The organism is Klebsiella sp. GB_Kp047, from assembly GCF_040065235.1.
GTDB classification, from domain to species: domain Bacteria; phylum Pseudomonadota; class Gammaproteobacteria; order Enterobacterales; family Enterobacteriaceae; genus Klebsiella; species Klebsiella quasipneumoniae.
The window spans coordinates 73,311-84,779 of the sequence record NZ_JBEAJG010000006.1; the positions used below are offsets into that span (position 1 = coordinate 73,311).

The 11,469-nt window shown below is 50.1% G+C and carries 8 protein-coding genes; all 8 read right to left on the reverse strand.

Translation table 11 applies throughout. The annotated features are described in order from the left end of the window. Positions 1–112: 112 nt before the first annotated feature. Positions 113–3,562 carry a P-loop NTPase fold protein gene (locus tag ABLV76_RS04715; RefSeq protein ID WP_348878200.1) on the reverse strand — a complete coding sequence of 1,150 codons (3,450 nt, stop codon included), beginning with the start codon at positions 3,560–3,562 and terminating at the stop codon, positions 113–115. A gap of 569 nt (positions 3,563–4,131) precedes the next feature. Then, on the reverse strand, positions 4,132–5,862 hold the full coding sequence (locus ABLV76_RS04720) for a hypothetical protein (protein ID WP_135683418.1): 1,731 nt from the start codon (positions 5,860–5,862) through the stop codon (positions 4,132–4,134). Continuing rightward, positions 5,859–7,685: a hypothetical protein gene (locus ABLV76_RS04725; protein ID WP_348878201.1), complete on the reverse strand. Its 1,827-nt coding sequence runs from the start codon at positions 7,683–7,685 to the stop codon at positions 5,859–5,861. Before ABLV76_RS04725 ends, ABLV76_RS04720 begins: the two co-directional genes overlap by 4 nt. Positions 7,686–7,887: 202 nt before the next feature. After that, positions 7,888–8,436, reverse strand: coding sequence for a HigA family addiction module antitoxin (locus ABLV76_RS04730; protein ID WP_227667262.1), 549 nt, complete (start codon positions 8,434–8,436; stop codon positions 7,888–7,890). After that, positions 8,390–9,736 carry a P-type conjugative transfer protein TrbL gene (gene trbL / locus ABLV76_RS04735; protein WP_135683419.1) on the reverse strand — a complete coding sequence of 449 codons (1,347 nt, stop codon included), beginning with the start codon at positions 9,734–9,736 and terminating at the stop codon, positions 8,390–8,392. The genes ABLV76_RS04730 and trbL overlap by 47 nt, the downstream gene beginning before the upstream one ends. A 2-nt stretch (positions 9,737–9,738) precedes the next feature. Beyond that, a complete protein-coding gene (locus ABLV76_RS04740) occupies positions 9,739–9,912 on the reverse strand; it encodes a hypothetical protein (protein ID WP_182014541.1) in 174 nt (57 codons plus the stop codon). 11 nt (positions 9,913–9,923) lie between these two features. Beyond that, on the reverse strand, positions 9,924–10,718 hold the full coding sequence (gene trbJ, locus ABLV76_RS04745; protein ID WP_135683420.1) for a P-type conjugative transfer protein TrbJ: 795 nt from the start codon (positions 10,716–10,718) through the stop codon (positions 9,924–9,926). Positions 10,719–10,799: 81 nt separating this feature from the next. Further along, positions 10,800–11,153 carry a conjugal transfer transcriptional regulator TraJ gene (gene traJ, locus ABLV76_RS04750; protein ID WP_001588179.1) on the reverse strand — a complete coding sequence of 118 codons (354 nt, stop codon included), beginning with the start codon at positions 11,151–11,153 and terminating at the stop codon, positions 10,800–10,802. Positions 11,154–11,469: the final 316 nt, after the last annotated feature.

Sequence of the window (11,469 nt, forward strand, 5' to 3'; positions counted from 1 at the left end):
CGTCAGGCCATACCATGCGCGATACCATACTCAGATGATCAATCTCTCACCGGGCAACAGCGGACATATTTCTTGATTTGTCACGCACGTCGCCTCACAGTGAGCGTCTTAATCAGACTATAGAGCGCGTCTCGAACGTAAAACGGCTAACTAGCGGGATCCAGTTCGTCAGCAAGGTGGCATCCTTCGGGAATCCGGCCTCCATGAAGATGTACTTGATTCGCTCCATCAGCCGCTTGCGGGCGTCCGCAGTGGCAGTACGTATGAAGGCCTCCTCCGGGGAATTACGCTGCCCCTGCTCGGCCATAAGGTCAGCGAACCAAGCCGTCGCCGTCGAGGCATCACAGATCTGTATGGCTAGTAAAAGCAACGGAATCTGGAACTGGCCTGGCTCTGTCTCAGTGCCCTCAAACGCCTGCAGCTGGGCACCTCCGACGCTCGCCTTCAGCACGCGATAGACATTGACCAAGCGCTTAGCAGCTCGTGGGGAGGGGATCAACGGGTAAAGGCTCGCGGCGAAAGATTCCTCCCAGCTATGAATGACCAGTGCGCGCTCCTCGACCGCTGCTGATTCTGGTGCCAGTGCCGACTGCGGTGCGGTCACGTTTGCGTCAGAAGTGAGCGTGGATCCAATCGCGGCGGATGCGGGAGTAGACGGCTTCACGTCTACCGGACCGGACGGGGTAAGTAGCTGCGTCACAGGCATGCGCTGGCCGCCCGCTGTGAGCTCTCTCACTAGCTTGCCGTAGCCCTCCGCACTCATCGGACGTAGCGAATACGGAATCTGGAAAATCTTTTCGAGATAGTGCTGGGGGCTAGCAGCTGCCTCAGGCGCTTCGGTGAACGCCGCGCCGAGTTCTTTGTAGTGCATGGAGAGTGAATTAGTAAGCCAACGCGAATCGACGCCGACCACGACGACGAATAGCGGGTACGCGAGCAGCAGGTGCACGGCCTGCAGTACGTTGACAACCTGCGAGGCCGGGCAGCGGTCCAAATCGTCGATGTACAGGACGATGCGTTCAACTTTGCGCCCGCCATCAGCCGCCGTTCCGTGCTCCCGAATCCGCTCCGAAAGCGCTTCGAAATCTTGACGCACGAGGGACACGAGGCCCAAGTGTTTGCGATAATCTGCCGAATCGTGGCGGTCGGCAATGAAGCGGGCTAGATCGCGGCTTTCCTCCAGTTCGCGCAGGCGTTCTTCGGTGGCGGCCACGCGTGCAGCAGCGTCGGCCACGCGGCGTCGCGCATCCTGCTCCTTCACCTTTAATACCTCGACGTTGGCCGCGAGTGCCAGTTCGGCATCCGCAGGCTTCTTCCGGATCTTCTCAAGTTCCGCGTCAGCCTTTTTCCTTGCTTCCATGACGGGTTCCAAGATTACGTTAACCTCTTTCATGCCGCGTCGGACGATCTCAATGCCCGCGGTCGCGAACGTCGCGATGCCCGCGAACATGGTTCCGAGCGTCGTGAACAGCTTGTTGTCGGGCGAGAGCCAGTTATAGAAAGCATAACCAGCGGCGGGCACCGCCAGCGCCGCGACGAACAACGCCAGATACAGCGGACTGCGTCCCTTGGCCGACAACACCGTGAGCAATGCAACGGTTTGGCTTGATAGCTTGCCTGCGTCCGCCACAGCGTGCTTGAAATCATCAACTCGGTCGAGCACTACAGGCAGCCCTAGTTGTTCAAATGCCTGTTCGGCCTGTTTTTTCAGAGTGCTGTCCTCGAGCAAGTCGATCAAGTAGGTCGGGTTGAACTTCGCGAGCTTCTGTTCCTCGGCCAGTCTCTTCTTGCGCAGCTCGTCAAGCCGGGCTTCCTCTTCCTTCAACTGCTCGCTGGCGCGTCTCTCTTCCGCACGAACCTCTTCTGTAACCGCCTTAGCACTTGCAAGTTCGGCGATCAGCTGGGCCTGCTGACGTTCAGTAGGCGTGCCTCCGAAAATGTGGATGGCAAGCTTTTCGAAAATAGCGCTGACCAGGCTGGCCCACAAATTGGTCTCGGCGTAATGCCACGCATTGAAAGTGATTTGAACGACACTAGAACAATACGGTGACGCGCCCTGCTGCTGCGGACGTTGAGCGAGCGTCTTCACTGTCTTGCGCATCTGCGACATGAAAAAGCTCTTACCGGAGCCCCATTCACCGAACAGACCTATCGCGAGCGGGGGCGTTACATCTCGCGCCATCATGATCGCGGCGAGCGTTTGCACCTCGGTCTGTATACCCAGCTGGTCGTGCTGTTCATCGATCGTATCGGCAGCGAAGCCTGGAAGATGGTAGGGTTTCTCTGCCATGGCGGATACCGAGTCCATGCCTTCCAGCAAGCGTTGCGCTACTGCGCGAACTTGGGGGTTTCTGGAACGCTCGTTCAGGATAGCAAGGGAGCGTGTCGCATCGAGCGTTGTGAGGAACCATGAGAAATTGCGCACGACCGAGTGGTTTGCATCGTATGCAGCTTCGATGATTCGATCAACGACTACATCGATTCCGGGCGTTTCGGCAAGTAGTGGTGCCGCGAGGGCAGCAGCCCTGGGGGTGGCTAGCGCACAGAATACATCGTACATCGGCACTTCCGCCCGGTTGTGGTCAGCCGCGAGTAAGCAGACATCACTGATGACTTCGGGAACGTGGACAATCCGCAAGGCACGCAGCACACCGCGAGTTATCCAATGATCATCATTGCGCAACGCAGCTCTAAAAAGTGGCGACACTTTGGGAGAATTCGGATTCAACATCGCAACACCAGCAAAACTGACGCTAGTGGTCGGATCCACTGCAGCCTTTTCAGCAAGGGCGGGGAGATACGACGCATTCGCTTGTTGCGCTGCCGCAAGACTCCAGAATCTTGCGAATTCTGCTGGCTCGGCATCCGGCATTATGTCACGCAGGGCGATATCGCGCGTCTGCGGACTCTCGGGATCACATTGGATTAGGGCCACACGCAGCCAGCTGCGTGCTTCAGCATCCGAGTCGGAAGGCGACTCATTTGGAGACAATAATCTTGGCCCGTTGGATCCACGACGCGCCAGCTCTTTCCGTAACCCGGCCGAGATCGGCTCGCGCTTGCTCTTGGCTCGATCAATAAGCCTATTGAGCGCCACCTGTCTGCGATTGTCGGGGCCGGAGATCAGCACGCCGATCTCCGTATTGATGTCCGGATCATACTGGTCCGACACCTCGAGTATCGATGGCAAAAGCTTTTCAAGCGGCTCTAGATCTCCCATTCGCAAGTCGAGCCATTTAAAATTAATAAACAACCCCTGCGCCATGTTGTGGTCACCGGGACTGGCATCGCCGATGAGGACAGGGAAAACGGGTTTGTTCAATTTTAGCGCCCGCTCGACAAGCCGTAGGTGGTTCTTACCCCAGCCCTCGCTACCGAGAAATGCAATCACTGTTGCGGCATCGTCTAGGTTTCCGGTGTCGTCGACAGGCTCCCCATACTGCGTATCGCGCGCAAAGAAATGTGTCTGCACCCTATGGTTGGTGAGCCATTGTGCGACTGGTTCTACAATTGCCTTCTCTCGCTCGTTATAAGCGAGAAAGGCATCGATAGCTCGATGCATATTCGGTCCGCCAAAAATTTGAAACTTAATGCTAAACGACGCAGAAAAGAAAATACATGCAGTAAGTTAGCTTTTCCGCACTGTGGAACAGCCCGAGGCGACGGGTCGTCCGCAACATGTTGAGATACGCGCCCACTGTACTACGCGCTTTGTGCACTTTTATCCCATCATCATGCGTTATACGGACAGCGTGCGCATTCAGATAGATTTACCATACGCTGGTAGAAATCCTGACCTATGTTCTGAGTGCAGACGAATGGTGACGCACTAAATTCAATTAACCCCAAGGCAAACATCTTAGATTGCTCAATCATGTAAAAAAGCTCGCCGAAGCGAGATTTTTTAAACCACAAAGCAGAGCTTCCAGCAGCAGGCCTCACTCCTACTCCATTGCAAATAAACCATTAAAAACCATTTAATTCAATAAAATAAAAACAAACAAATTGGGAGTATCATGATCAGAATCCGCCATTATGTGCTGCGGAATCAACTACCTTCACCACTGATTTTGTTGGAACTGACTTGCGACGAAGCTGTCCATATCCAAGGGTACTATCATCTTGCGACTTCTATATCTCAGCATCCGGTGTTGCTTGATCGGAAGCGGTGCTGTCTGGTGGTGCACTCTTCTGACCTTGCCATATATGAGGTGGTACAGGCATGCGATAGTGGCGGCAGGCCATAAGAAAAATTGGCGTCAGGTGATTTCGAACGGCACTTATTCGCTCATCCAGCGGATGCTCTTTCATCACACGGTTCAATAGGCTAAAAACTGCATCTAGCGAATCGTTGAGTGGCAAGCCAGGCACCGACAATCCGTGGTCCCGATCCCCCCCCCAGAAAACGTCATCCGTTCGTCCGTCTGGAATCCAAATTTGGTGAGTCATGTGTGGAGCGTGCTCTAACAACGTGCGGCGCAAATGCTCTGCTCGCTCCTGATCGCCTATCATAGCCAGCCAAGCAAGCACGAAGGTGTAAAGAATCCCCGCACGCGTATGCTCTTCGAAGTATGCATCGCTGCGGTCCCTCGGATGGGAGAGGACATCACGATATTCTGTCGTCGGAGTCGGATAATGACACCGAGCACTCAACCCATAACAGAGATGGTCGGACATGCTGCGGATATAGTCAGCGACATTAGATAGGCGGCCACGCAAAGTTGCGAGACGCATAAAAAGAGCTAGTTCGATCGTGAAATCGTCACGAACGGGAACGGCAAGCGCCGGATTCGCATTCAGCATACCAATCGCTATGTTGAGCACCTTGTCCGCCCTTTCATTCATTGCTTGTGCGAATGACTCCTCCTGCCCGCCACCCATAGCGTCCAGCCAAAGCCCATGAAGTGACAATCTCCCTAATATCTCGAATAGCGAGATGTTAATATCTACTGCGTTGCGTGAATTTACGGCCATTGAAAGCGCATAGAGCTTATCGGCGAAAGGGCCAATCTTCTCGACAAGTAGAAGGTGAGCGATGATAAAGTGCAGCTTCAAAACTTGATCAAAATGAGCTAGCCGCTCGTGTTGCGTCGTTCCCTTACGCAGACGGGCCATATCACAGTAAGGCCAACTACGTAGAAGTACTAGTTCTGATGCTCGATATGCGGCCTCAAGATTATCTGCATCGCGAGCCCAGACAAAAAGTATCCAAAGGCACAGGTAGGCCTTGCGTAGCTGACGCGTACGCTCTGTCTGATTCTTCGTCTCAGTGAAAATGACATTGAGTAAGTGACGGAAATGCCGATAAGCGACCTCGGGCTGATCAAGCATCGCTAGCGCTTTATGAAATAGCCCTCGATTCTCGCTCTCAATTAACTCAGCACGCAACATACCGCTTAGGATCAGATCTGAGAGACGATCCCCGTTCCATTCGGCAAAGTGAATGTTGGCTTTCTCGTTCACTCGACAGTAACCGCTCCACTGGGCCCGGACATCCTCACGCATCTCGCCGCCCATGCAAACGCATATAATGATGGGCAGATCCGCAAAATGGGGCGGGATGCGGTTCGGGATATAGTCATCCAAAACCTCATTCAGCGACGGACGCACGGCCTGCTGGCCGGTATCCCAATGCTCTCGTGTTAAATCCCCGGACTTGATCGTGAATAGGAACAGACTCCGAGTACCATCACGATCACGATCAGGGCCGACTGCCGCTACGTCGACACCAGCTTGCCTTGTGCCACGACGAGGACGAGTTAAAACTTCGAAACCATTCTCAGCCAAAAGATCAGGAAGAATAGCGTCAAGTTCGTCACGCTCGCGTAGCGAGCGCAGATAGTGCATAACGACGAGTTTCATCTCTTTCCTCGCTGCTCAAGCTTGAAGTGGAGGAGCATATGCTCAAGTCCAACTGGGTCAACAATATCGAGTATGGGGTACTCTGATGAGATCGAAAATGAATGCATCGCAGTCTCGGTGAGATGTGTGCCCCCCTGTCCGGTGTGGATCGGCGTCAATGACGATCTGCCATACAGGATGTATTGTTTGGGGAAGATGTCCTCAAAAACAGATTTCCGGCGCCCTTGCTCAATGCCCCGTTCCATCTGCTCGTGCCATTGGATATGTGCCGTCTCACGCTGCATTTCACTAGGGTGCAACTCGACTAAACGCTCAATACCTTCCATCGCATCCTGAAATGCTAACTTTCGTGTGAGTAATCCAGCAAGGTCCGGAATGCTTTCGGCGTAACACTCAAGGTAGTCCTTCAACTTGCCCCCATAGCTCACGAGCAAGGGGTGATAGATCAGATCGAGGACATCATTTTTGATATCTGACGACCCGTCGCGAAGCACTGCTAACGGTATGACCGCTGCAACCACTGGATCAATGAAGAACCACCCGACGGCCTTGCGACAAAGGTATAGTTGCTCCGATGGCTCCACTGGAAGGGATGACGCGGAGATTGAGAAGGGAGGATCGTCATTCCCGACACCGCAAACTTCGCTAGCCACGCATTTGTGGGTATGCATGCTCCCGTTCAGTAGCCAGTACACAACAGCGTTCCCCAATACCTCAGAGCCGGCATTTTGCAACGCGTGGTAGGTGCCCTCGAACGCGTCTAACGTAATCCGACCTCCTGAGCGTTCAAATAACTCAGTAAGCAGACAAATCACTTTTTCAGCATGCCCATCACTCACGAGTTGATATGCTGCATGGCTGAGATGTGAAATCGTTCCTACATTATCTGAGTCAACATCCGCAGCGGCATCAAGGCATAGATTTATAGCATTTTCTGTGAGACCAACCCGGTGAAGCCACAACAGGTCCACTGCCAAGTGGATCGAGAAGGGACTCCTCGTCTGAAGGATCCGGTCAAGTTGTTCATCAAAACCGACCGGTGCAACTATTTTTCGCTGTGCAGCAGCCCGATAGCCCGCTTCCAAGGACCTGAGTGCGATGTCTTCATCATCGCTGGACGCTGCCTGGAGCAGGATGTCGAGCACCTCACCGTAGCGTTCACCAAGTTCCATGGCCCCCAAAGCCGAGAGGGCTGCAAGCTTAGCCTCCCGCTCCTGAGCCTGCGCAAAGATGATGCCTTTTTCTATTTCGGCGTTCATTACGAGAACCGTGAATAGTTGACGCAGAGCTAAGTTATCGCCAGCATGCACCGCTTCGTAGACCTTGGAAGATCTGATTGGATTCTTTTTCGTCCATTCCCCAAATGCAGTACTCGGGGCCCCTGCCGCCAGATCATTACCACCTGCATCAAGCAGACGCGTGATAAAATCAAGGAGAACATCCTGATCTAGGTTCAAATGGGGTATCAGATCGCATAGAAAATGCTGGACAAGGAAGAAACGTGGTCCCTTCAACTCCGACAGCGCTTCTTCGATATGAAGGTCAATCGGTGGCGCATCAGTAGCGTTCAATATAGTTGCAAGCGTCTCGATCAATGCAGAATGGCTCTCATCCAAGCGCCGATACCCTCCGTCCGCAACTGTCTGAACTAAGCCGCGAGTGCGGAGCTGCGTAGCCAGTTTTACTTTATCTATCGGTATCTCCTTTGTTGCCATTAGTATGCCTTTTGAATTCGTTATTCCGGAAGCTTTTGCAAAATTCTTAAAGTTGATGAAATTGACGGGCACACCCCAGCCTATTACCAATAACAAAAAAAATTCCATTAAATTCAATTCATTGCTGATTTATCTCTAATGAGCACCATCAAAATGCCATATCCTCCAAACTACTTGAAATAGCATTTTTTGTACTTGATCCCGCTCCCACTGTGACACGGTTCATTTCACGCAAGATTCATTCGTCTACTTTCATGACACCTGAGGGGCTGCAGATATAATGGCATATGAGTTATTATTTCTGTCGTCGTTAATTCGAATCTTGCAATATCTGCAGATTGTTCCAAAAATCCTCATCAGTACCAAATATGTCAGCAAGAACGCGGGCTTCATCACCGCTAAGACGACGCATACCGCAGATAATATCTTTAACATCTTGTCGAGAAATACCCATAGCTTCCGCTAATTCATCACCAGACATGTTCAGCGGTTTTAAAAATTCCTCTGTCAGAATTTCTCCCACTGTCACAGGCCCGGCGGTATCTGCTTTTGTGTAGTATGCAAGAATCTCTGAACGCCCCTGCTCATATGTCAGCTCACCTAAAATAATACGTGCTTTAACGGACTCGTAGAGCGGCGTGCCAGTGGGGTCCTTTCCTTCAAGCCTCAGGGAAGCCTCTGCTTTGCGGAAGCCCTCAATGCGTAACCGTGAATCGGGAGTCCTGGACATAGTTTTTCCTTTGAGTTGCAGAAGTAAAGTTCGCTCAGTGAAAGCGTCAGCTCGCGCTCCCCCGTAAACTGACGCGTTTGATTCAAGATTTATTATTGCCGGATAAGTTATCTCCGGCAAAATCATCATGTTCGCGGTTATCCCGACGAGTAGCCGTTTGTTTACGTATCTGAGTCGCCAACTCTCCTCCAAAAGTCTGTTGGGCTCGGGAAGAATTACTACTTCGCTTCATTCTCTGGTACTCAGCAGCTCCGTTAGACATACTGCTTCCCATATGGCTTGCCATGCGGCCAGCACGCGAGAAGGATGCAGCAAAACCTTCGCTTCCCCCACTGGAGCTACCTTTACCGGATGGTTGCTCTCGCGACGTGTCTACAGAACCGGTATCTTCACCACCACCAATTACGCCCCCGGAACCCGCCTCTTCGGCCATGGCAGCTTCTGCAGACTCGAACGCTGCCTTTAATGCAGAGGCTCCGCCCCTGACCTGAGCTGATGCCCCCATTGCCATTGCTCCAGCACCGCTGATGGCAGTAGCGGCAGCGCCGGTAATCATACCCGCCCCAAACCCACCAATCCCTTGTAAAGAAGCCCCTCCAACAACACCTGATAACAACAGTGGTAGCTTATTCGTTAATACTAATAGGATAATTGACGCCAGAAGCAAAACGATAAGACTATTAAGATCAGGAACATCATCTTTAATAAGAGAAAAATATTGATCTATAAATGATTGTCCAATCCCAATAATTAATGTCATCGTGAATAATTGAATGCCAATCGATAAAACAGTTCGTAAGTAATTAACTGCTATATCAGAGGTCCATCTCGAACCACCAAATCCAAGCAAAATAACTCCTGCAAAACATAATACCCATGCAGAAACCAATATGATTAGCATATTTATCGCTATAAGGGACATCACTACCAAAACGATTATCGCGACTGTTATCATAATGGTGGAGATCATTGGCGACCAAACTGATGCGGCTGAACTGACTTTTGTTAATATCGCAAACGCCATATCAACTATGCTTGAGGGTGAAATACCAGTACTTATTCCTAAAGCGTTTGCTGCAAGTTGTCTCATTGAGTTAATTATTGATTGCGATATGGCTGGGCCGTTGATTAAAAGATAATAAAAAAAACCAATGACAGCCAAAAAGCGAACTATTTCTGCAAGTACGCCTGTCAATCCTTCCCCTTGCATCGCCATCATTCCAAATGTCCAAACCATACTTATTAATGCCAGTGCCCAGAAGAGCCAATTTGCATAGTCTGCAATTACTGTTGTCCATGTACTGGCTACTTGTTGAAACTTATCTAATAAAGAATCAAGTAACCCGCTACTATCTAATTGACCAGCATAGGCATTTACAGAAAAGAAAACTATGACACCTAAAAAAGTGAGCTTGCTTAGTATTTTCATAATTACCATTCTCGTTTGGGGCTTGGGTTGTTATTACTACGTAGAGCACATTTGTCGTATTTATGTTCATCAAATTTATTATTTGGCGTTGATAAACAATCTTTATCATTTTTATCGCAAGAACATAGGGCCAATAAACTGATTAAAATAAATACAATCAGAGGATTATGTTTCATTATGCTTTTCCTCACCAAATTCGCTTCGGGCTTGGTGTGTTCTGTCCAGCTAATACTTTCTCATCAGCAGCTATTTGTTGAGCTTCTTTATCGGCTTGAGCCTGCGCCAGTGTTGCCGCAGCGTTTTGTTGAGCTACCAGAAGCGAGCGGATCTGCAGCAACTGGTTCGTTTGAGCACTGGCAAGCTGGTTAGCGGCCTGAATAGCCTCCATTTGCCCTTGTGCGCCGCTTGCCTGAGTTTGTAATTCAGCAAGATTATCAGCATCGCTCTGCAGGGTGTTCTGCTGTTCGTCAATTACCTTAAATACTGCGTCATTGGCCTTTTTCCGCGCCCCAGAGCTGTTCTGTTCAGCTTCACGCAGTGCACTAATTTCAGACGCGGTACATTCAACATTGCTGTTAAAGCAAGGTGATGTCCTGTAGTAGTTAACATCCTGATATCGTTTCAGGTACGCATCGAGACTCCCGGCCTGATTCTTGTAGTAATTAAGGGTATCCTGCACCTGCAACAATTTATTAATTGTTGAATTTGCCTGGTCCCAGATATAGGCCGCAGGAGCTACGGTGTTCTGCAGCATGTTTTCATACTGCTGCAGCTGCGTCTGGTACTGCTGGATTTGTTTAGTCACAGCCTGAACGTTGTTAACTGCGCTGATTGTGGTCTGAACCACATTAGTGCCATCAATAACGGGAATCCCGGCCTTCACCGGTAATGCCATGACGGACGCCACGAAAGGAACTATTAAAGCTTTTTTAGCGGCTAAAATCCCTCTTTGTAATGAAACCACTCGGAACATTAAATTCATTTTCTCACCTCTTTTTCATCAGTTCAGTAATATTTAACACACTTTCTGTTAACAGACGCAGGTATATAGGAAACCACACATTTATTTATCCAAGATTTTATCCATAATGTTCCTTAGTTCTTGCCGAGTTGATTCTATTTTCGCAAGCAAGGTTCTTATCAGTGTGGGTGAAAAATCAACTGTTCGAGGATCATTTGCGAGCCATAATTTAAGTAATCCGCCAAGTCTTCCAAGATCAGCATTTACTCGGCTAAGTTCATTAACCTGTTTTATATCTACGATAGAATCAACCTGATAACCCATTGCAACTCTACGGACAAAACAGGCAACACTTAATCCAGATGCTTCTGCATTTTCTTGGATGAGAATTTTTTCTTCGGGTAAACAATAAACTTTTATTGGCGTACTATTTTTTCTAGTCTGAGTAACTTTCATATAGCTCTCCATACAGGCGGTAGCCTGTCAGCCTCGCAGAGCAGGACGCCCTTGAGCCGCGATGCGGCGAACAGGAAGCGGTAAAGTTGGAACACCGTAGCGGTGGGCCTACTTTACATGTCCTGCCCTGCAGTTGCCGTTGTATATCTGTGCACGACAATGTGTATTTCAGTGTACAGGATGTGTTTTCTTAGCGTATTAATATAGGATTACTCGTGTAAAGATCTGCAGCAAATGTGTTTTTTGCAAGGAAACTATATTTCTCCCTTTTGAAAATGACCTTTAGTATTTATAAATAGGCGTCCACCAACTGTAT

Excerpts from the sequence above, each read along its gene's own strand:
- ABLV76_RS04715 (WP_348878200.1), bottom strand. The coding sequence starts at position 3,562 with ATGCATCGAGCTATCGATGCCTTTCTCGCTTATAACGAGCGAGAGAAG.
- ABLV76_RS04720 (WP_135683418.1), bottom strand. The coding sequence starts at position 5,862 with ATGAAACTCGTCGTTATGCACTATCTGCGCTCGCTACGCGAGCGTGAC.
- ABLV76_RS04725 (WP_348878201.1), bottom strand. The coding sequence starts at position 7,685 with ATGGAATTTTTTTTGTTATTGGTAATAGGCTGGGGTGTGCCCGTCAAT.
- ABLV76_RS04730 (WP_227667262.1), bottom strand. The coding sequence starts at position 8,436 with ATGATGATTTTGCCGGAGATAACTTATCCGGCAATAATAAATCTTGAA.
- trbL (WP_135683419.1), bottom strand. The coding sequence starts at position 9,736 with ATGAAAATACTAAGCAAGCTCACTTTTTTAGGTGTCATAGTTTTCTTT.
- ABLV76_RS04740 (WP_182014541.1), bottom strand. The coding sequence starts at position 9,912 with ATGAAACATAATCCTCTGATTGTATTTATTTTAATCAGTTTATTGGCC.
- trbJ (WP_135683420.1), bottom strand. The coding sequence starts at position 10,718 with ATGAATTTAATGTTCCGAGTGGTTTCATTACAAAGAGGGATTTTAGCC.
- traJ (WP_001588179.1), bottom strand. The coding sequence starts at position 11,153 with ATGAAAGTTACTCAGACTAGAAAAAATAGTACGCCAATAAAAGTTTAT.